A 19485-nucleotide genomic window follows, 5' to 3' on the forward strand; every position below is an offset into this window, starting at 1 on the left:
GGCTCAACCCTTGTCCGCCTCGGGATTCCTGCTTGTCCACCCTTCTCCTGCCTTGAGTTTCGCGGCTGCCTGCTCGATACCAGCGTTCATCTCCTCCATCGCCAGCGACACTTCGTTGGCGGTGTAGTTCTGACGTCCCGTGGGCAGACCGCCGAACGAATAGGTTTCATCGAACGCGGGCGCCGTCGACGCCGGCCTGCGGGCCTCGACCTTCTCGAGGATCGGCTCCATGCGTTTGGCCTTTTCGGCGACTGCCTTCTCGTCGCGCTCGATGAACTCGGGCAAGACTTCCTTGCCCATCAGCTCGATGGATTCCATCGTCGCTTCGTGGCTGCGCGGTGTGAGCAGCAGGATCAGTTCGTCGACGCCGCTCTCTTCGTAACCGCGCAGGAACTCGCGCACGGTGGCCGGGCTGCCGATCGGTCCTCGGCCGGGGCCATAGACGACGCTCGGATCCTTCTCAATCTCTTCGAGATGCCGCTTCCACACGCCGGTCCGTCCTGGCGTGTGCATGCCGGTCATGTAGTAGTGCATGATGCCGAACGCGAAGAAGCCACCGCCCAATCCGAGGCGTTCGACGGCTTGCTCGTCGGTCGGCGCAACCATCATCGAGAGGTCACCGCCGATGGCGAGAATGTTGGGGTTCATCTGCGGCGTGACCGGGGCACCGTTTTCCTCGAACTCCTTGTAGTAACCGTTGACACGCTCGGTGAGCGGTCCAGGCCCGGTGTAGGCGAAGCTCAAGGCGCCGAGGCCTCGTTGCGCGGCCATCTGTACCGACGCCGGTCGCGTGCATGCGACCCACACCGGCGGGTGCGGCTTCTGCAGAGGCTTGGGAACGACGTTGCGCGGGGGCATTTCGATGTGCTGGCCCTTGAAGCCGGTGAAGGGCTCCTCGATCATGCAGCGGATCGAGACTTCGAGCGCTTCTTCCCACATGGTCCGCTTGTCTGCGGGATCGATGTTGAATCCTCCGAGCTCGCCCACCGAGGACGACTCGCCGGTTCCGAATTCCACCCGGCCGTTGGAGAGCAGATCGAGCGTCGACACACGCTCGGCGACGCGTGCCGGGTGGTTGACCGCCGGCGGAAGGTGCATGATGCCGAAGCCGAGCCGAATGTCCTTGGTGCGCTGGCTCGCCGCGGCGAGGAAGATCTCCGGCGCGGTGGAGTGACAGTACTCCTCGAGGAAATGGTGCTCGGTCAGCCACACTGTCGAAAAGCCCGCCTTGTCGGCAGCCTCCACCTCGTCGAGGCCATCCTGGAAAAGCGTGTGCTCGTCGTCCTCACTCCACGGCCGCGGCAGCGGGAATTCGTAGAACAGCGAGATCTTCATTTCGTTACCTTCCGATGTGAATCGAGTGTCGAATCCGTCATGGCTGCAATGTGTTTGGCGGCGACGTAACCGAACGTCATGGCCGGCCCGATGGTTGCCCCGGCACCTGCGTAGCTGCGGCCCATCACTGCGGCCGACGTGTTGCCCACGGCGTAGAGGCCTTTCACGACGCCGTCGTCGCTGCGCAGCACCCTGGCGTATTCGTCGGTGCGCAAACCGCCCGAAGTGCCGAGGTCGCCGAGAATGATCTGGAACGCGTAGTACGGGGGCCTACCCAAGGGATGCAGATTGGGGTTGGGCAGTGTGGGATCGCCGTAATAGTTGTCGTAGGCGCTGTCGCCGCGGTTGAAGTCGTCGTCGTGACCCTTGCGGGCCAGTTCGTTGAAGCGCTCAGCGGTCTGACGCAACTGCTCGGGCGGTGCGCCGATCTTCGCGGCCAGTTCCTCAAAGCTGTTCGCCTCATGCACGACACCGGATTCCAGCCAGGCCTTTGGGACTTTCCGCCCGGTCGGTACCGGCGCGAACGGAACCTTCGGAATGGGCAGATGTCCGCCGACGACATATCGGTGAAACGATCGGATGTCGGTGATCAGCCAGCACGGGATGTGGGTGACGCCGGAGCGCTGACCGTCGATCATCGCGTGCGCGAAGTCCATGTACGGCGCGGCCTCGTTGATGAACCGTCGGCCGTCGCAGTTGACGACGAACTGTGACGGCATCATCCGCTCGTTGAGCATGAACTGCAGCCGGCCGTCCGGCCAGCACATCGCCGGGAACCACCACGCTTCGTCGAGCAATTCGGTTGAGCCGCCGACCTTCTCCCCCGCGCGGATTGCGTCGCCCATGGCGGCCGGATTGCCGAAACTCCAGTCCTTCTCGAGCATCGGCAGATGCTGCCTACGCCATTCCATGTCGTGGTCGAAGCCGCCTGCAGCAAGGATGACGCCATGGCGGGCCTGGATGCGCTGAAGGCGGCCGTCGCGCTCGATGACCGCACCCGTCACCGTTCCGTCGAGATCGGTGATCAGCTCGGTCATCGGCGAGTTCAGCCACAACGGGATGTCCTGCTGCTTGAGCACCAGCCGCATCCTGGCCGAAAGCGACTGGCCGATCGCGGCCATCCGATCACCGAAAGCCCGTGCCCGGAACATCCGCCAGATCAGCTTGATCAGCACGGCCTTTCCGCGCCAGTTCTGCCGAACCTGGTAGAAGAGCCGAAGATCTTTGGGCGCAAACCAGATTCCCTTGGGTGCAAGTGCCAACGGTGCGAGGAGGTGCTGCTCTTCGTCACCGAGCTTGCGCAGATCGATCGCGGGCACGTTGATGGTGCTGCCGAGTTCGGACCCACCAGGCAGCTCCGGGTAGTAGTCGGCGTAGCCCGGTTTCCACACGAACTCGAACCAGGGACTGAGCTTTTCGAGGAACTCCATCATCTCCGGCGCGGTGACGACGTACTGCCGCAGGCGCGCGTCGCTGACGAGCCCGCCGGTGATCTGCTTCAAATACTCGAAGACGCCGTCGGGATCGGGCACGTAGCCCTCCTTGCGCTGCGAGGGAGCACCGGGAACCCAGATGCCACCGCCCGAAAGCGCCGTGGAGCCGCCGAATTTGGCCGACTTCTCCACGACCAGCGTGTCCAGGTTTGCCGCGTCGGCAGCAAGCGCAGCGGTCATGCCACCTGCACCGGAACCGACAACAAGTACATCGACGGCGTGGTCGAACACATTGGACGTCACGGGTTCAGCACCGCCGTCCGGATCGCGAAGCCGGCGATCAATTCGGGTGCGGCGCGGTAATACCGCTGCTGAGTCTCGTAGCCGCCGTGCGCCGCCAGGGCCGCGAACGCCGCTACCCACGTGCGGATTTCGTGAGCCGAATGACCGCCCTCCTGCTCGACCCAGCTGTTCGACCAGCCGTCGACGTCAGCGAGTCGATTGGAATCGAGCAACTCGAGAAACGCGTGGTCCCACTCGGGATTGAGCGGCTGAAGCGATCCTCGACCGCCGGCGAACTCCCGCGCGGCTTCCATCACCGCTACCTGCCGGGCTTGTCGCTGCTCAGACGTCATCGGATTGCCGTGCACGATGCGGCCCAATGCCGCAGGCGGAGCGGTTGCCAAAGTCGGCACCGGCGGATCGTGTGACAGCCCGCCGGATCCCACCACGAGGACCCGCTTACCCAGCGTCCCAAGGTAGGCGCCGACGGCAGCGCCGAGCGCGCGAACGCGCCGCAGCGGTCCCAGCGGGGTGGCGACGGAGTTGATGAAGATCGGGATCACCGGCCGCGCCGTCGCATCGCCGAACAGCTTTTGCAGTGGTTGCACCGTGCCGTGATCCACGTCCATGCTGGCCGAGATCGCGACGTCGACACCGGATTCGAGAACCGCTCGGGCGCAATCGGTGGCGACGTTCTCGGGCACATCAAGTGGCCCGGCATGGGTGCCGTAGTCGCCGACGCCCTGCGCCGCCGTGCCGATGCAGAACGGCGGCATGGTCCGGTAGAAGAATCCGTTGTAATGGTCCGGCGAGAAGATGACGACCAGTTCGGGGTCGTAGGCGGTGACGAAGTCGCGCGCCTCGGCGACCGCGGATTCGATGTCGTCAAGAAGATCCTGCGACGGTCCCGGAAGATTCAGTAGCGGGCTGTGCGACATGCAGCAGAGGGCCAGTGACGCCATCGGAATGCGAGCCTCCTCCCTGGGTCAAGCAGAGAACTTCGAAAAGCGATTCGCTTGTTTCCGCGGCGCGTTGGGCGATGCATGCCGCGGCGATGCAGCGGTCGGGCCGCAGGAACAGAACCGAATCTGTGTTGGTGTCGAACCAGGATTTCAGCGCGCCGGTGCGGTCTCCGACGATGACGACGTCTTGGTCGTCGTGCCCGGTCCAATGCAGCTGGGTCATGGGCCGCACGACGATGAACTTGGCTCCCAAAGCTTTCCAGCCGTCGAACGCCTTCTCCCCCAGCACCGCACGCAGATTGTTGCTCCAGCACAGCACGGCGAAGCCTGGCCCGAGCACGTCGTCGAGAAGAACGTTGGATGCCTCGCGCGTATCGACGCGGGGCTGGATGAACAGCGTGCCGGTCGGTGAAGTCGGCGACGGAGTTCGGGCGTGGAACACCGCGCCCTGGTGATACCGCGGCATCGGTTTGAACCGCATCTCCAGGATGTAGCGCTTCAGTGAAGGCACCACCGACGCGGAATGAATGACGCGGTCCCGCAGCCCGGCTACGCGTCGATTCGTCGGCGAGATGACCCTGCCGACCATTGTGGACAGATCGATCATCGCCCGCGCGTGCTTACGACGCTCGACGTCGTAGGTGTCGAGCAGCGCATCGGCGGCGTGACCCTTCACGACCGCCGCGAGCTTCCACCCGAGGTTGGCCGCATCCCGGATACCGCTGTTATAGCCCTGGCCCTGCCACACCGGCATGAGATGTGCGGCGTCACCCGCCACCATCAGTCGCCCCTTCCGGAACGAACCGGCGATGCGCGAATGATGCGTGTACACCCGATGTCTGATGACGTCGACGCGCTCCGGGTGCGGGACCAGCTTCGCCAGCATGCGCCTGACGAACGCCGGATCCTCGGCCTCCTCGTCGGATTCGTCACTGTGAATCATGAACTCGAAGCGCCGGATTCCGTGAGCGATGGAGATCGAGACGTAGGGCCGCGCGGGATCCGCTCCCACCTCGCTATTGGGGTGGCCGAGCGGATCGTTGGCGCAGTCGATGACGAGCCAGCGCGTCGAGGAGGTGGTGCCGTCGAACGAGACACCCATCAGCCGGCGGGTGGCACTGCGGCCGCCGTCGCAGCCGACGACGTATCGGGCCTGCACGGGCGCATGCCCGTCGGCGAACTCGACCGTCACACCCTCCGCGGTTTCGGCGCAAGCTTCCATCCGCCGGTTCCACGTCACCTCGACGTGGTCGAATCGGTCAAGCCCGACAAGCAATTCGGCGTCGACCATCGGCTGGACGAATCCGTTGCGCTTGGGCCATCCGAAACGCGCGTCGGGCGGCGCCATTTCGGCGAGCAGCTGACGCTTGGCATCGAAGAACCGCAGGATCTGGTTGGGCACCGTGTGCGGGAGGATGCGGTCGACCAGGCCGATCGACTGGAAGGTACGAATCGCCTCGTCGTCGAGTCCGACACCGCGCGGATAGTCGATGAGGTTCGGTCTTTCGTCGACCACCAGCGTGTGAACGCCTTGCAGGCCAAGGATGTTCGCCAGGGTCAGTCCGACGGGCCCTGCCCCGACGATGACGACGTCCGCGTTTTTGCTCATGGTTACCGGCCCAACAGGAAGTCGAGGTGCAAGGAGTTGAACGTCTTGGGGTCCTCGTATTGGGGCCAGTGCCCGCAACCCGACATGACCTCGAACCGGGCTCCGGGGATCATCGATGCCATGCGGCGGCCTTCTGCGACGTCGGCGGTCGGATCGTCGCTGGTCCACACCACCAAGGTCGGCGCGGTGATCGCTCCGTATTCGGCAGGACCGAGTAGGTTGCGTGCGCGGATCTCGGGATCCTGCAGCGCCATAATGTCTTTCATTGCCGCGACGAAGCCCGGCTGGCGATATACCCGCTGCCTGCTCGCGACGATGTCGTCGTAGTCCTTGGACTTGTCGGCCATCAACCACTTGATGCGCGCCTGCACGGTCTGCCATGTCGGGTTCTCGGCGGCGGCCATCGACAGTGTGATGATCCGCTTCATCACCTCGGGATCGGCTTGCGAGCCGCCTGCGGTGTTGAGCACCAGGCGGTCGACCCTGTCCGGATGGTCGACCGCGGCGCGCGCAGCGACCCAGCCGCCAAGCGATTCACCGCTGATGCCGGCGCGCTCGGCACCGATGGCGTCAAGGAAAGCCATCAGGTGTTCGACGTAGTGCCGAACCTCGAGCGGATGACCGGGTTTGTCGGTGTAGCCATGGCCGAGCATGTCGATGGACCAGGTGGAGAAGTGCTCGGCGTGCGATTCCAGGTTGCGGACGTAGGCCTCCGCGTGCCCGCCGGAGCCGTGCAGCAGCACCAATGGAGGCTTAGCCGAATCACCTGCACACAGGTAGCGAGTGCGCACTCCGCCCGCATCGAGGTAGCCCTGCGAGAACGGGACGCCCTGGAGGTCACTCCAGATGCTCTCGAACTCCGACACTCGTCACCCCTCTTGCTGTGGAGAATGTGATTCTCATATTTTGTAAGCACCCTGCTCATTTATCGCACATCTATGTGCACTATAGTCAGAGCATCACTCTCGCGAGTGCTGGATGTCAAGAGAAGTCGAAGGAAGGTAGCCGCCATGACGTCGGCCAGTGAGGCGAGCGGCGCCGCCGCGCCGAACGGTGCGCCCGGATCACAGACCCTGGCCAGGGGTTTGGCGGCACTGCAATTGGTCGCCACCTCACCGACCGGGCTGACGGTCCAGCAGGTCGCCGACGACATCGGCGTTCACCGGACGATCGCGTACCGCCTGCTCACGACGCTGGCTCAGTTCCGGATGGTCGCCAAGGGCGAGGACGGCCGATACCGATCGGCCGCGGCACTCGCTGTGCTGGGGGCGTCGTTCGACAACAACGTCCGGCAGTTGAGCGTGCCGACACTGCGAGGATTGGCAGACGAACTCGGCACCACGGTGTCACTCCTCGTCGCCGAGGGCGATCAGCAGGTCGCGATCGCGGTGATCGTGCCTAGCAACGTCTTCTATCAGCTGTCCTTTCACGAGGGCAGCCGGTATCCGCTGGACCGGGGTGCGGCCGGAATCGCTCTGCTCGCCAGCATGCCGCCTCGCCCGGGCGAGCGCGACCTCGTTCCCCAAGCGCGACAACAAGGTTGGATCATTACGCACGGCGAGGTGGAACCGAACACGTACGGACTTGCAGTGCCCGTGAAGCGACGACCGCCGTCTCCGCCGACATGCATCAATCTCATCTCTCACCGCGAGGACGTGGTGCTGGGCGGCAAGGACGCGGTCATCAAGGCGGCCGATGAACTATCCGCGATCCTCAGCTGAAGGGATGAAACGGTGACCGACTGGGACAACGACGTCGACGTGGTCGTGCTGGGAAGCGGCGGTGCAGGACTGACGGCAGCGCTGACCGCGGCAGCCAACGGCGCGTCGGTGGAGGTCTACGAGAAGGCCGCGACGGTCGGCGGTACCACTGCGGTTTCGGGCGGCATCGTCTGGATTCCGGCGCACCGTCGCGCGGCCGACGGTGCGTTGCCGGTCGAGGACGCGATGGACTATCTGCGCGCGCAGTCGCTCGGGTTCATGGACGACGAGCTCATGGAGACATTTGTTCGCACCGGCGCCGAGATGCTGGATTACGTTGAGGCGCATAGCGATCTGCAATTCGAGGTTGCAGAGGGCTTCCCAGACTACAAACCGGAACTGCCGGGCGGACGCCCTTCCGGCGGCCGGTCACTGAACGCCAGGCCGTTCGATCTGTCACTACTGGGCGATTGGCGCGACCGCATCACCTCGTTCCCCGCGGACTTCAGCAATGTCGGCATCGACGCCGAGACCCGGGCCCGTATCCACGCCTCGGTGGACAGCGAAGACGGCGACTATTGCGTGGCGGGCACCGCGCTGATCGCCGGGCTGCTGAAGGGTCTGCTTGATGCTGGTGTGGTGCCGCGAACGAATGCCCGGGCCGTGGAGCTGATCGCTGATTCTGTTGGAATCACTGGCGTGCGTATCAGTTTGGACGGCAAGGACGTTCGGGTGCGTGCCGAACACGGTGTCGTGCTGGCGACCGGCGGGTTCGAGTGGGACGCCAAGCTGGTCGAGGCATACCTGCGCGGCCCGATGCGCGGTGCGGTGTCACCGCCGAACAACACCGGTGACGGGCTGCGCATGGCGATGGCACACGGCGCCGATCTGGCCAACATGGGTGAAGCGTGGTGGGTGCCGATCGTGCAGCTGCCGGGCGACACGTTCCAGGGACACCCGCGCAGCCGTAGCGTGCGACTCGAACGGACCCGCCCGCGAAGCATCATCGTCAACCGGGCGGGCAAGCGGTTCCTCAACGAGGCAGGCGAATACAACTCGATGGCCGGTCCTTTTCAGTACCTCGACCCACGTGACGGTTATGCGAACGACCCGGCGTGGATCGTCTTCGACTCAATGCATTTGAAGCGCTATGGCTTCCTCGGTGTGGCACCGGGCGGGCCGGCGCCCGAGTGGTTCTTGCCGTCAGCCGACCTAGCCGAACTCGGAGCCAAGACCGGCATCGACCCCGACGGGCTTGCGCACACCCTGGCCGCGTGGAACGACAGCGTCGCGCACGATACCGACCCTGACTTCGGCCGCGGCTCAAGCGCATACGACGGGTACTGGGGCGACGACAAGGCTGCGACCATTGCGGGCAAGACGCTAGGTCCCATCGATACGGCCCCATACTATGCGGTGCCGGTGTCGATCGGCGCGATGGGCACGAAGGGCGGCCCACGCACCGACCGCGACGGTCGTGTCCTGCACGTGAATGGTGCTGCAATCCCAGGCCTGTTCGCCGCAGGCAACGCGATGGCCGGGGCGACCGGGAAGGCGTACGGAGGTGCGGGCGGAACGCTCGGTCCGGCAATGGTGTTCGGCTACCGCGCGGGCATGGCGGCCTCCGCACGGTCGTAGCCGGAGATGCGCGGCTAAAGCCGTGCCGCGAGCGGAATGTCGGCGCACACCGACCATTGGCTGCCCGATGGGCCGACATCGATGACCCCGCCGAGCAACTCGACGCGTTGCCGCATCCCGCGCAGCCCACGTCCCTTTGACCCGGTGTCAGTGGACACCGCTAGCGGTAGCTCGTTGATGATGATCAGCTTGGCCATCGATCGCGAAATCACCAGCACACAATCGACTTCGAGTCAGGGGTGTGTTTGGCAATGTTGGCCAGAGATTCTTGTGTGATCCGGAAAAGCGCGAGCCCGACTGCCGCGGAAACGCTCTCCGGCGATCCGTCGATGCGCATCCCCACGTTCAGGCCGGCGCAGCTGAAATCGTCGACCAGTCCGCCGATGTCATCGAAGCCTGGCTCCGGGCCGATTCATCGGCGCAACATCTAGCAGCCCAACTATGCGGCGGATATCGGCCATCGCCTGGCGGCCGATCCGCTCGGCACCCTCCAGAATCATGCTGACATCCGTCATCACCACAAATGTCCACGAGTACCCGAGCGGGATCAGCGCGCCCCGTTTGCGGAGCCATTCCCGCATGTACTCCGTCGCCGCTGCACAGCACCGCCCAATTCTAGAAGAGGTAGTCGGCGGAATCATCGTGCTGTGGTAGGAATCCGGCTCCGACTGCGGTTGGAGGAAGGGATCGGTCCTCGGCACGACGCGGAGTGGGGTGCTCGCTTCGTAGCGTCAAGCCATGACATCACTACACGAGCGCGTGGGCTTCACGTCGGACCCCGTCGCCCGACCCGCGGCAACTCCACCAGGTCTTGCCGAATCCGAACCGTCGCCTCGGATTTCGCCCAACGACGCTGCAAAGCCCGCCGAGTCGCAGCATCGCTTCGCCCGACTCGTCATGTTGATGCTCAACGGTGTTCGAGGCATGTTCGCTAGATCACGGGATCGCCCTAGACGGGAGAAGAAGCACTATCCCCCGCGGTTCAGTGTCGAGTTCGAGACTTCGCTCGTCGACCGTGAGCGCAGGAGGCTTTGAGCGGAGCTCAGGCGCCCGTTGCGCAGCCCGAGGCTCAATCGTTAGTTCCCACCAGCTGACTCGCGATTTGCGGTCTGGCGGCGATCGCTTCAGGAAGGAAGAAGAACCCGGGCCAGCCATGAATCCCACCTTTGAGGAGGATGAAAGTAAAAGGAGCGCCCTCCGCGATGGCTCGCTGCTGCAAGTTCAGTATCCCCGGGGAGAGCAAGTCCAATGAGCCAGAGTAGATCCAGGTCGGCGGAAGCCCCTCGAGGGATCCGAGCGCAGGACTGACCATCGGATTGGCGACACCCCCGGGAAGGTCGCCCGCCCACTGGACGTGGGCAGGCCACACGATATCGATGTTTATGATCGGATCGCGGGCGGCGACCATTGCAGTGCGCGGGTCGGAAAACGTGAGGTCGAGTGCCGGAGAAAGGAATACCATCCGCGCCGGTACAGGGGAGCCTCGGCGAACCAGCTCCTGCACGGCGGCCATTCCAATCGTGCCGCCCGCCGAGCCGCCCTCAACCGAAACATTCTCAGCCCCATACAGAGCAATCTGCGCGGCAATGAGATCGGCCATCTGTGGCACAACGGTTGCAGCGGTGCCTCCCTGCGAAATCGACGGGTAGAGCGGCACAACGACAGCAGCGCCGGTGTCGCGGGCGAGGTTGGCGTTCGTGAGCCACTCCACTTGAGTGATTTCAAGAGTGAATCCGCCGCCGTGAATGGCGACGATCGCCTTGTCAGGTGTTGAGCCCGCAGGTTTCAAAATCACCGTTTCAAATCCGTTTAGCTCCGTCCTCTGCACGTCCAGGCCCAGCGTGAGAAGTGGAAACGGATCACGGCTGCCCAGCAGTTGGAATGCGGCCGCCACGGCGCCCTCCAAGCGGAAGGCGGTGAGGACGCGATCGAGTATCTGCAATCCGAAGGCGAACACGCTGCTTATCAGTGATTGTCGGACGGGAAACGCAGCCTCAAAGTCCTGCCACGCCGGTGAAACCGTCGCGGCGGCCTGCACGTCGGGTGATAGAGCCGACACGTCCGCGGCTGTTGCGCTCGTCTGTCCGGCGGTGTCGGTGACGAGGCCGGTGGTGATCGGACTGGTCACCGAGTTCACGGTCACCGCCGTCGGGGCGACGGTCCGCTCGAACTCGCGGCGCGCGAAGGCTAGCAGGCCCCACACCGCGGGCGTCTGCGCGGGTGAGCCAGGTGTGGTGCCGGCCGCGAATGGGCTTAGGACCATGTCGATCAAACTCGAGACCGGTCCGGGCACGACGTCGACGGGCGTACTGACCGCCGCTGCCGTAGCGACCGCGGCGGGCTGCGAAAGACTCTCGTCGGCTGCGGTCGGCATACTCGCGGACGTGGACACCGGTATGGCAGCGGCATCCAACGCGATGTCGGTGATCTCAGCGGTGGCCTGCAATGCGTCATCAACGACCTTGGTTGCTTCGACACGCCTGATCGGTGCAGGAGTGGGGTCCGCGGGTGCCTTCGCTGCGGACAAGCTGCTGGTGGTATTCGCGGATCTGGAGTCCGATGCCGTCGACTCCGTGGTGGGCCGCGCGGGCGCGGTCGCCTCAGCGATTGTGGATCCTCCGCCGGATTCAGTTGTATCCCCAGTCGATTCAGTCGGACCCCCCGTTTCGGATGCATACCCCGCTCCGGGCGTATCGCCAGCTTCGGGCGCGGGGACGCGAGGCGTTTCGGGTGTCGGGTCGAACTCACCGGCCGTCGTGACGGCGGCGTCCGCGGACGGTACGGAACCGGTCTTTGAATCGGCGTGTGCGCGGACGGTGCGCACCGCACCAGCCTCGGCCGTGTCCGTCGCGGGTTGCGTCGACGTGGACGAGTTCGCTGTGCTCGATCCCGTCCCGGTACCGGCGGTCGCCCCGCCCGGTGACGACGATGAAGACGAGGAGGCCGTCGATCCGGTCGAACCCGTCGACGACGAATCCGACCCCGTCGTATCAGCGGTTGCCGCACCGCATCCCCATCCGGTTACGACGGCCGCTCCGACCCCCAAGGCCACCGCTAACCCGCCGACCCGACCCACGTATGCCGCTGCACTCATCGTTGAGCCCGCTTTCTCTTGACGCGACCTTCAGGGGCCGATCAAGCCGAACACACAACGCATGTAGAGCTTGAAAGACCAGGCTTTGGGTCGTTGTCTCCATAGTGCTGTCAGGGTGACAGCATCACACTGGACTGCTTTGCGGTCAAGGTGCCAGCACCAGGAAGAGGCAAGATAGAGACACTGGCCACTGTTATTGCGTAGGAAGGATGCCGGGCATGGCGAGGGCGACGCGGCGGTTGGGTTCGGAGAATGCCGACACGCGTGCCGCCCTCATCGAGGCGGCCGCAAAGATCGTCCAAGACGAAGGCTATGCCGCAGTGTCGGCCAGACGACTGGCCGACGAGCTAGGGCTCAAGCGCCAGATTGTGCACTACTACTTCGGCACCATCGAGGAGCTTCTTATCGCTCTCATCCGCCGCGACGGCGAGGCGATGAGGGACCGCCTCCTCAAAGCGCTTAACGCGGACGATCCCTTAACAGCGCTTTGGGGTATGGAAGCAGTCGACGCGATCGTCATGTTCGAGTTCACAGCGCTGGCATGCAGACGGCCTGCGGTGAAGCAAGAGATGAAAAAGTACACCGAGGACTTCCGAAAGATCATCACCCGGGTCTTGGAAGCCGATATGAAGCGACGGGGGGTTTTGGACTCGTCGAGCATTTCTCCACTAGCAGTCGCCGTGATACTAGTGAATATCTCTACTGGCCTGGCCATTGAACGATCACTAGGCATTGATATGGGTCACGCTGAGACCAGGCGGTTACTAGGCGAATGGCTGGGCGCGCACCTCTTTGGGCCGTCCGGACAGTGAACTCGCTTCGATAGCTATCGAACGACCACACGTCGCGAGACGAAAATTACTGCAGTCAGAGCTTTTTCAGTGCGCGCGGGGTTTGACGTATGGCGTGGTGGCGGCCGCACTCTTGGACAAGCTTGGTTGGATCGCGCCGGGAAAATCGGCCCGTGACATCAACGGGGTGACTAGTTCAACTCGAGACCGCCATGCCGACAAAGTAGCTGCCCAACAGGCCAACACCGATGAGGACAACCCAGGCATCGGTGAGGCGGCACAGCAACACGGGAGCATGGCGAACTTCCATGAATTCTCGGAAAATGATGCGCACCTTGATGAGTGCGATCGTGATCGCACATACGGTGACCACGGTGCTGGCCCTCAACGTCCCGTTCTGATCGACCGCTTGATCCATCCAGACGTATGCGAGCGTCATCGAGGACAGGATCAACCAGACGATCAGTAATCTCTTATTGAATGCGACGCTCACAAATCACCTCACGACGTAGAGCAATGCGAAAATCAGAACCCACAGGAAATCGACTGTGTGCCAGTACGTTGCACCCGTTTCGACGAGCTGCTGAGATCGCCGGACCGGGCTCCACAACTGATAGACGACGACGCCCAGCACGACGAAGCCGATCAACACGTGTATGCAGTGGATCGAGGTCAGGAAGAAATAGTGTTGGAAAAACTCATTGCTTGTGAACGTGTTCCCCATCTGGATCTCCTTGACCCACTCCAGCACTTTGGAGCCTAGGAACACCACGCCGAAGAAGATCGTCAGAAAGGCACTGATCAAAGCAGACCGGTACGCGCCCTCCCGGGACGCCTGGACGCATCGGGCAATCGCCCACGAACTCAGCAGTAAGGCAATCGTATTGAAGACTCCGAAGCGGAGATCCAAGTCTGCCTGGGACTGCAGGTAGAGCTCCTCGTTCTGGGTGCGGGAGACCAGGTACACCGAGAAGTACCCAGTGAAGAGAAGTGACTCGAAGAGAACGAACATCCACATGTCCGGCTGCCCGGGTACGAACTTTGTGGGCTTCGCGTCGACTTGCGGCCGTGAGCTGGCAACGTTCGTCATTGACCCGCCCCCACCGTATCCAGTTGTTCGCGTTGCGCTTTCGGCGGAAGATCGGGTAGCGGACCGGTGCCGAAGTCTTCGCGTTCAATCATCTTCCGCAACAACACAATGAAGACGCCGGTGTAGAGAACAAACACAACCATATTGATCCACCATGCAATCGCACCGTTCCACGCGAAGGCGCCGCGCTGGAAGATCCACGCCGGCGCGACGACAACTTCGGTCAGCGCGTTGCAGAGACTGAGATACCCGAACCACTTCGGGAACACACGGTTCTTGTCGATCAGAATCGCCACCATCCACACCAAGGAGCCGATCATGAACACTCCCATGGTTCCGCTGAACGACAGGAATGCGAAATCGTAGAGCCAGTGGATCAATTCGGGGTCGCGGTCGGGCCGAAGGGCGGCAGCGGTCATTGCGATGGCCATCACCAGCATTCCGGGTACGGCGGCCAGCGAGTAAATGATCAAGTACGAGTACGCGAAGAGACGACTCACTGACATCCGCCGCATCGAATACGCGAGGAGCGCGTTCATCGGGGCGCACATTCCCGCGACGAGAAAAACGACGCCGAAGCCAGCGAGAATGCCGAAGCCGTGGTCATCGAACCACCGCACGACCGTCGGTGTATCCCATGCTGGGCTCGGCGGAGGCTGGACGCGAGTAACGAAGAAGAACAGCACACCGTACAGCTGGTAGAAGACCACCATCACCCACCACGCGAACCACAACTCGCGTTTGGGATGGTGACGGAAGTTCCAGATGAGCTTGCTTACCCGAGAGCCAGCGGGCGGGTCCTGCAGGCTCATGCGGCCACCCGGTCTTGTGCTCGTTGTTGTCGAATCGTCTGCCCCAGAACGATTCCCATCACGATGATCCATACGGCGATCGCAATGTTCTTGACCCAGAAGGACAACAGCCCGTCCCATGCGATAGGCCCAGTGGACGCCAGCGCTGTGAAGGCCGCGGGTGCCAGCGCGACCGCTATCAGCACATTGAAGTGCGCCACCCACGGTTTGAAAACCGGTTGATCCTGTCGATCCCAGTAGATCGCCAGCGCCAGCAGCAAGCTCTGAGCGATCAAATAGGGCACCAGGACGGTGAAAGTGAGCCAGGCGAGATCGTTGAGCAACTGGGTCAACTCAGGGGCGCGTTCCGGGCGGAACGAGCCAAGCAGCCAGAACATGTTGGCGATAAGAAACAGGGTGGGCGGCCCGCCGGCGCAGGCGATCAGGCAATAGGACAGGATCGGCGTGCGGTGAGCCATCCGGCGAATCTGCATCCCAAGAAGAATCACGACCGGGATCAGACCTACGCCAAACCAGTTGAACAAGATCATGCTGTAGCGAATCCGCGCGGTCTCATCGCGATAGAAAGCGGCGACCTCCTCCGCGGACATCGTTGGCGACATCGGATGAACGAAGCCGGGAAAGAGGAAGAACGCAGAGATCCAGATGATCGCCAGTACGGGCAACGTCCAGAACAGGATCAACTCACCATCAGTTCGTCTCACTGTCGAAACCTCATTTTGATCCTCAGCGCTAGTTGCCGATCGGCTACTTAGGCACGGTAGCCGATCGGCTACTTCGCGGTCAACAGTCGACTAATCTCATGGCGTGGTATCGACACAGGCCGGTCGCAGATTCAACGCGATCACGCGTACTGCCGCGCAGACCCGCGTCCTGGATGCGGCCATGAGACTGATCGCCGAGCGCGGTGTCAGCGGGACGTCGCTGCAGATGATCGCCGACGCGATGGGCGTGACGAAAGCTGCTGTGTACCGCCAATTCAAGACCAAGGAAGAGATCGTCATCGCGATCACGGAGCGGGAGATGGGCAGGCTTGAAGATGCGCTCGAGGCCGCCGAAGCTGAGGGCCACGGCCCACGCGCGCGCGAAGTGCTGCTTGACCGGATGATCGACCAGGCCGTCGACCGACGCGGCGTCGTCAGCGCCCTGCAATTCGATCCCGTCATCATCCGGTTGCAGGCCGAGTACGAACCGTTTCAGCGATTCATCGAACGTCTCTATGCCACGCTGCTCGGCACGGACGCTGGTGTCGAGGCACGGCTACACGCGGCGATGCTGTCGAGTGCGATCAGCGTCGCCGTCATGCATCCGCTGGTCGCCGACGTTGACGGCGAGACACTGCGCGCGCATTTGAAAGAGATGACACGGCGGATGCTCAACCTGCCCGCGTCGACGTAGCGCACACAGTGGTGGCATCCCTGCGAGCCCCCGGCGGGACTTGAACCCACATCGCGCGAGGTAGAAGCTCGCTGCTCTTTCCGTTGAGCTACGGAGGCAGAATTGCGAGGAAGGCAAAGGAGTCGAACCCTCGGGATTGTCACCCGGTCCCGTTTTCGAAACGGGTCGCGTCACCAAACGCACTGCCTTCCAACGTTCTCGGAGCGGAGCCGGATGCAGGACTCGAACCCGCGCGGCCTGTTTACAAGACAGGTGCTCTGGCCTGTTGAGCTAATCCGGCAATCACTGAAATATGGTGCGCCGGACGGGACTCGAACCCGTGACCGTCACGTTATAAGCGTGCCGCACCTACCATCCGTGCTCCCGGCGCTCGGACATCCCGTGGTGCCCACGGCGGGATTCGAACCCACATGGTCCGGTTTAGGAAACCAGCGCTCTATCCGTTGAGCTACGCAGGCTTGATAGCACCCCTGGAGAGAATCGAACTCCCATCCTCAGCTTCGTAAACTGGCGCTCTTTCCGTTGAGCTACAGGGGTTTGAGGGACGCGGCAGCGCCCCCGACAGGACTCGAACCTGCAACCGCCGGTTCCGGAAACCGGTGCGCTATCCATTGCGCTACAAGGGCATCGGGGCGTTCGGGGGAGTCGAACCCTCGACTGTGGAGTCACAATCCACCGTGTTGCCGCTACACTACGAACGCCAGAACAGGGCTGCCTATCGGCAGCCACAGCGGAGGCGGAGGGAATCGAACCCCCAACCGCGTGTCATGCGGCGGCTCGTTAGCAACGAGCTGCATTACCTTTCTGCCACGCCTCCCAAAATGCGCAACCACTCTGAAATCGCTGCACGAGTGGAGAATAGGGGGATTGAACCCCTGGCCTCCTGCTTGCAAGGCAGGCGCTCTCCCAGCTGAGCTAATTCCCCGTTAGGTGCGACCGTGACGGGACTCGAACCCGCGCCCTCCCGCTCGACAAGCGGGCGCTCTCGCCACCTGAGCTACACGGCCCACAGGTGTTGTCCGGGAAGGAATTGAACCTCCGACCTCCGCCATATCAGAGCGGCGCTCTCAACCAATTGAGCTACCGGACACTGGCACCCCGTGCGGGACTCGAACCCGCTCCCCCGCCTTGAAAGGGCGGGAGACTAACCCATATCCGAACGGGGCTCGGCATCAGCGCGCTGCCTCGTCAGGACTCGAACCTGAATTGCCCGGAACCAAAATCCGGTGGGCTACCGTTTACCCCACGAGGCACGGTGTTTCGTCGCTGACCCGCCAGGACTCGAACCTAAACTGACTGATCCAGACTCAGTCGTGCTACCGGTTACACCACGGGTCATTGCGTGCAGGATTTCTTGACACACGCAGCTCGACTCGGATGCCTGGTCCCCGCTGCTTACTCTCAGAGCTTGACGCTGCTGCGGCCAGCGAGCTCCGAGATATCGAACTCGCGCTCCTTGCCAGTTCCCACATGGTGGAGGAATACCTTGTCGCAGTCAGCCTCAGAAAGCTTCTTGATGATGCCGCTCCAGCTCTGGTTTCCACCCATGGTGCGTAGTGTGAACTCTCCTTTGACCTGACTGGAGGTCTTGACCTCGACGCGCAAAAGGCGCTCGCCGGTATCGACGATCAAGTCATAGCGAGCGCAGTCGGCGACTGGCACGAATACCGTGTAACCGAGACCGGTGTAGTAGGCGATCGCTCGGGCGACACCGATCGCGCCCTGTCTCTTGCGACTCATCATGCTGCTTACGCTATAGCGCCGCTACGACAATCTACTTCCCTCCCACTCCACCGTCTGAGCCGGTGAAGCTTGAATCCACCGCTCCCCCAAGGATGTTGAACCTGGGTGACCAGGCAGCCACTGGACGTTCCGTCGAAGTGCAATCCAGAAAATGTCCTCTCTGTGGTGAGCCATCTCCGAGGGGATCGAACAGATCCACAGGCAGGCGCGACTAACCTTATTCGCCTCACGCGCTTGGCATTCCACACCGCTCCCCGAGCAGGAGTCGAACCTACAGTCACGGATTAACAATCCGCTGGTTTACCGGTTAACCGACCGGGGATTGGGGCGCCAGCGCCGCGCTCGACGATCAAACGAGCGCGGGCACTGGCGCGTACCGGAACTTGTCGCGCTCCTTCGGCTCGAAGGGCTCGCGGATCAGGCTCATTCCGGCTTCCTGCGGTGTCCGGTCACCCTTGAGACCGTTGCAGGACTGGCACGCCGCCACCAGGTTGAACCAGTTGTCCCCTCCGCCACGGGAGCGGGGCAGGACGTGGTCCACAGTGTCTGCGCGCCCGCAGCAGTAGGCACAGGTGTGCCCGTCGCGGCGCATCACTCCCTCACGGGTGACCCGGTTGGCCGGCTTGTACGGGATGTGTATGTACTCCCGCAACGCCACCGACATCGGCAGTTCGATCACGAGCGACGGGCTGCGGACGTGTACCGCAGGGCTGTGAACGTCAATGACATACACCGCACCCCTCAGGATCAGCCGAACCGCTTCCTGCCACGGAATCCGGGACAGCACGCGGTAGTCGGCGTTGTAGACCTCAACGGTCATGTTGGGCATCAATATTGCCATGGCCGCGTACCTCCTTTCCGTATCTGCGCGGTCTCGATGAACTGGTTGCGCGGGCAGGATTCGAACCTGCGACTTTCGGGTTATGAGCCCGACGGACTTCCGAGCTGTCCTACCGCGCATCGTGTTTGACGTACCCCCGGAGAGATTTGAACTCCCGACAACCTGCTTGTAAGGCAGGGGCTCTTCCGCTGAGCTACAGGGGTGTGTGCTGCTGATGGTCGGGATGACACGATTTGAACGTGCAACCGCCTGGTCCCAAACCAGGTGCGCTTCCAAGTTGCGCCACATCCCGTTGGCACGGATGGAGGGAGTCGAACCCCCAAACCGGCGGCTTTGGAGACCGCTGCTCTATCCAGTTGAGCTACATCCGTAGGAACGCCAGGGCCACTATGAGCGGTCGGCGGGAGTCGAACCCGCGTAGTCGGCTTTGCAGACCGATACCTCGCCGCTCGGTCACGACCGCGATGGAGCCGGTGACGAGCCTCGAACTCGCCCCTTCAGTTTGGAAGACTGACGTGCAGCCTGTTACACCTCACCGGCATTGGCTTTGAAAACATCGTGCGCCGTGAGGGTTTCGATCCCCCGTCCCCAGATTAAGAATCTGGTGCTATCCCAGCTCAGCTAACGGCGCGTGTGGTCGGTGGGCCGCCCGGGGCTCGAACCCGGAATTCAAGGGTAAAAGCCAAGAGTGATACACGATTTCACCAACGACCCGTGTACGTCCGGCAGGAGTCGAACCTGCACGCCCTGCAATGGG

Annotated in this window: 19 protein-coding genes and 24 tRNA genes; 5 read left to right on the plus strand and 38 right to left on the minus strand. The window is 62.9% G+C overall.

Translation table 11 applies throughout. The annotated features are described in order from the left end of the window. Positions 1-3: 3 nt before the first annotated feature. Genes VFH65_RS00205 through VFH65_RS00225 form a run of 5 tightly spaced genes read right to left on the minus strand, consistent with a single transcriptional unit; the run spans position 4 to position 6487 of the window. Complete coding sequence (locus VFH65_RS00205; RefSeq protein WP_353319120.1) at positions 4-1335, minus strand: LLM class flavin-dependent oxidoreductase; 1332 nt, start codon at positions 1333-1335, stop codon at positions 4-6. Then, the gene (locus tag VFH65_RS00210; protein WP_353319121.1) at positions 1332-3071 is read right to left on the minus strand and encodes an FAD-binding protein; all 1740 of its coding nucleotides are present in this window, start codon (positions 3069-3071) and stop codon (positions 1332-1334) included. Before VFH65_RS00210 ends, VFH65_RS00205 begins: the two co-directional genes overlap by 4 nt. Then, positions 3068-3988 (minus strand): 3-carboxyethylcatechol 2,3-dioxygenase, encoded by a 921-nt coding sequence (locus VFH65_RS00215; RefSeq protein WP_353319122.1) that lies wholly within the window; start codon positions 3986-3988, stop codon positions 3068-3070. Before VFH65_RS00215 ends, VFH65_RS00210 begins: the two co-directional genes overlap by 4 nt. Beyond that, the gene (locus tag VFH65_RS00220) at positions 3936-5621 is read right to left on the minus strand and encodes a bifunctional 3-(3-hydroxy-phenyl)propionate/3-hydroxycinnamic acid hydroxylase (RefSeq protein ID WP_353319123.1); all 1686 of its coding nucleotides are present in this window, start codon (positions 5619-5621) and stop codon (positions 3936-3938) included. Before VFH65_RS00220 ends, VFH65_RS00215 begins: the two co-directional genes overlap by 53 nt. Positions 5622-5623: 2 nt before the next feature. Continuing rightward, positions 5624-6487 (minus strand): alpha/beta fold hydrolase, encoded by an 864-nt coding sequence (locus tag VFH65_RS00225; RefSeq protein ID WP_353319124.1) that lies wholly within the window; start codon positions 6485-6487, stop codon positions 5624-5626. Positions 6488-6631: 144 nt separating this feature from the next. On the opposite strand from VFH65_RS00225, the gene VFH65_RS00230 reads away from it, so the two are divergent. Together VFH65_RS00230 and VFH65_RS00235 are read left to right on the plus strand one after the other, a co-directional pair. Then, positions 6632-7342 (plus strand): IclR family transcriptional regulator, encoded by a 711-nt coding sequence (locus tag VFH65_RS00230; protein ID WP_353319125.1) that lies wholly within the window; start codon positions 6632-6634, stop codon positions 7340-7342. A gap of 12 nt (positions 7343-7354) precedes the next feature. Beyond that, positions 7355-8959 carry an FAD-dependent oxidoreductase gene (locus VFH65_RS00235; RefSeq protein WP_353319126.1) on the plus strand — a complete coding sequence of 535 codons (1605 nt, stop codon included), beginning with the start codon at positions 7355-7357 and terminating at the stop codon, positions 8957-8959. A 14-nt stretch (positions 8960-8973) separates the two neighbouring features. On the opposite strand, the gene VFH65_RS00240 is transcribed toward VFH65_RS00235, so the two are convergent. From VFH65_RS00240 to VFH65_RS00250, 3 genes are all read right to left on the minus strand, one after another. Beyond that, positions 8974-9171 carry a hypothetical protein gene (locus tag VFH65_RS00240; protein WP_353319127.1) on the minus strand — a complete coding sequence of 66 codons (198 nt, stop codon included), beginning with the start codon at positions 9169-9171 and terminating at the stop codon, positions 8974-8976. 174 nt (positions 9172-9345) lie between these two features. After that, on the minus strand, positions 9346-9540 hold the full coding sequence (locus tag VFH65_RS00245) for a hypothetical protein (protein WP_353319128.1): 195 nt from the start codon (positions 9538-9540) through the stop codon (positions 9346-9348). Positions 9541-10028: 488 nt separating this feature from the next. After that, a complete protein-coding gene (locus tag VFH65_RS00250; RefSeq protein ID WP_353319130.1) occupies positions 10029-11087 on the minus strand; it encodes an alpha/beta hydrolase in 1059 nt (352 codons plus the stop codon). Between VFH65_RS00250 and VFH65_RS00255 the strand changes: the two genes are divergently transcribed. Together VFH65_RS00255 and VFH65_RS00260 are read left to right on the plus strand one after the other, a co-directional pair. Continuing rightward, positions 11071-12075, plus strand: coding sequence for a hypothetical protein (locus VFH65_RS00255; RefSeq protein ID WP_353319131.1), 1005 nt, complete (start codon positions 11071-11073; stop codon positions 12073-12075). The genes VFH65_RS00250 and VFH65_RS00255 overlap by 17 nt on opposite strands. A gap of 196 nt (positions 12076-12271) precedes the next feature. Then, complete coding sequence (locus VFH65_RS00260) at positions 12272-12865, plus strand: TetR/AcrR family transcriptional regulator (protein WP_353319132.1); 594 nt, start codon at positions 12272-12274, stop codon at positions 12863-12865. 175 nt (positions 12866-13040) lie between these two features. Here VFH65_RS00260 and VFH65_RS00265 read toward each other — a convergent pair whose 3' ends face one another. From VFH65_RS00265 to VFH65_RS00280, 4 genes are read right to left on the minus strand one after another with little or no spacing between them, the layout of a single operon-like run. Continuing rightward, on the minus strand, positions 13041-13337 hold the full coding sequence (locus tag VFH65_RS00265) for a cytochrome C oxidase subunit IV family protein (protein ID WP_353319133.1): 297 nt from the start codon (positions 13335-13337) through the stop codon (positions 13041-13043). A gap of 3 nt (positions 13338-13340) precedes the next feature. Then, a complete protein-coding gene (locus tag VFH65_RS00270; RefSeq protein WP_353319134.1) occupies positions 13341-13934 on the minus strand; it encodes a cytochrome c oxidase subunit 3 in 594 nt (197 codons plus the stop codon). Beyond that, the gene (locus VFH65_RS00275; protein ID WP_353319135.1) at positions 13931-14746 is read right to left on the minus strand and encodes a hypothetical protein; all 816 of its coding nucleotides are present in this window, start codon (positions 14744-14746) and stop codon (positions 13931-13933) included. Before VFH65_RS00275 ends, VFH65_RS00270 begins: the two co-directional genes overlap by 4 nt. After that, on the minus strand, positions 14743-15450 hold the full coding sequence (locus tag VFH65_RS00280; RefSeq protein WP_353319136.1) for a hypothetical protein: 708 nt from the start codon (positions 15448-15450) through the stop codon (positions 14743-14745). Before VFH65_RS00280 ends, VFH65_RS00275 begins: the two co-directional genes overlap by 4 nt. Before the next feature lie 103 nt (positions 15451-15553). Here VFH65_RS00280 and VFH65_RS00285 point away from each other — a divergent pair, with 103 nt between their 5' ends. Next, positions 15554-16144: a TetR/AcrR family transcriptional regulator gene (locus VFH65_RS00285; RefSeq protein WP_353319137.1), complete on the plus strand. Its 591-nt coding sequence runs from the start codon at positions 15554-15556 to the stop codon at positions 16142-16144. A gap of 25 nt (positions 16145-16169) precedes the next feature. Here VFH65_RS00285 and VFH65_RS00290 read toward each other — a convergent pair. From VFH65_RS00290 to VFH65_RS00415, 26 genes are all read right to left on the minus strand, one after another. Next, positions 16170-16242 (minus strand) — tRNA-Arg (locus tag VFH65_RS00290). Positions 16243-16251: 9 nt separating this feature from the next. Then, positions 16252-16335 (minus strand) — tRNA-Ser (locus VFH65_RS00295). Between the two features lie 16 nt (positions 16336-16351). Further along, positions 16352-16424, minus strand: a tRNA-Thr gene (locus VFH65_RS00300). A 13-nt stretch (positions 16425-16437) separates the two neighbouring features. Beyond that, positions 16438-16514, minus strand: a tRNA-Ile gene (locus VFH65_RS00305). A 12-nt stretch (positions 16515-16526) separates the two neighbouring features. Then, positions 16527-16602, minus strand: a tRNA-Arg gene (locus VFH65_RS00310). A gap of 7 nt (positions 16603-16609) precedes the next feature. After that, positions 16610-16681: transfer RNA gene (locus VFH65_RS00315), tRNA-Arg, on the minus strand. 16 nt (positions 16682-16697) lie between these two features. Beyond that, positions 16698-16770, minus strand: a tRNA-Arg gene (locus tag VFH65_RS00320). Positions 16771-16775: 5 nt separating this feature from the next. Next, positions 16776-16845 (minus strand) — tRNA-His (locus tag VFH65_RS00325). A 30-nt stretch (positions 16846-16875) separates the two neighbouring features. Continuing rightward, positions 16876-16961: transfer RNA gene (locus tag VFH65_RS00330), tRNA-Ser, on the minus strand. A gap of 35 nt (positions 16962-16996) precedes the next feature. Further along, positions 16997-17069 (minus strand) — tRNA-Ala (locus VFH65_RS00335). Between the two features lie 8 nt (positions 17070-17077). Beyond that, a tRNA-Asp gene (locus tag VFH65_RS00340) sits at positions 17078-17151 on the minus strand. Positions 17152-17159: 8 nt separating this feature from the next. Further along, positions 17160-17234: transfer RNA gene (locus tag VFH65_RS00345), tRNA-Ile, on the minus strand. A gap of 1 nt (position 17235) precedes the next feature. Beyond that, a tRNA-Glu gene (locus tag VFH65_RS00350) sits at positions 17236-17310 on the minus strand. Between the two features lie 14 nt (positions 17311-17324). Then, a tRNA-Gln gene (locus VFH65_RS00355) sits at positions 17325-17397 on the minus strand. Between the two features lie 13 nt (positions 17398-17410). Then, a tRNA-Gln gene (locus VFH65_RS00360) sits at positions 17411-17482 on the minus strand. Positions 17483-17545: 63 nt separating this feature from the next. Beyond that, positions 17546-17887 carry a group I intron-associated PD-(D/E)XK endonuclease gene (locus VFH65_RS00365; protein ID WP_353319138.1) on the minus strand — a complete coding sequence of 114 codons (342 nt, stop codon included), beginning with the start codon at positions 17885-17887 and terminating at the stop codon, positions 17546-17548. Between the two features lie 250 nt (positions 17888-18137). Next, positions 18138-18209 (minus strand) — tRNA-Asn (locus VFH65_RS00370). A gap of 27 nt (positions 18210-18236) precedes the next feature. Next, positions 18237-18728: an HNH endonuclease gene (locus VFH65_RS00375; protein WP_353319139.1), complete on the minus strand. Its 492-nt coding sequence runs from the start codon at positions 18726-18728 to the stop codon at positions 18237-18239. Between the two features lie 42 nt (positions 18729-18770). Further along, positions 18771-18847: transfer RNA gene (locus VFH65_RS00380), tRNA-Met, on the minus strand. Positions 18848-18859: 12 nt separating this feature from the next. Beyond that, a tRNA-Val gene (locus VFH65_RS00385) sits at positions 18860-18931 on the minus strand. Positions 18932-18943: 12 nt separating this feature from the next. Continuing rightward, a tRNA-Pro gene (locus VFH65_RS00390) sits at positions 18944-19020 on the minus strand. A 1-nt stretch (position 19021) separates the two neighbouring features. Continuing rightward, positions 19022-19099, minus strand: a tRNA-Trp gene (locus VFH65_RS00395). A gap of 21 nt (positions 19100-19120) precedes the next feature. Then, a tRNA-Cys gene (locus tag VFH65_RS00400) sits at positions 19121-19191 on the minus strand. Positions 19192-19193: 2 nt separating this feature from the next. After that, positions 19194-19268, minus strand: a tRNA-Gly gene (locus VFH65_RS00405). Positions 19269-19287: 19 nt separating this feature from the next. Then, positions 19288-19359 (minus strand) — tRNA-Lys (locus tag VFH65_RS00410). Positions 19360-19369: 10 nt separating this feature from the next. Next, a tRNA-Lys gene (locus VFH65_RS00415) sits at positions 19370-19442 on the minus strand. Positions 19443-19485: the final 43 nt, after the last annotated feature.

Origin of the sequence: Mycobacterium sp. (assembly GCF_035697385.1) — a bacterium.
In the GTDB taxonomy this organism is placed as follows: domain Bacteria; phylum Actinomycetota; class Actinomycetes; order Mycobacteriales; family Mycobacteriaceae; genus Mycobacterium.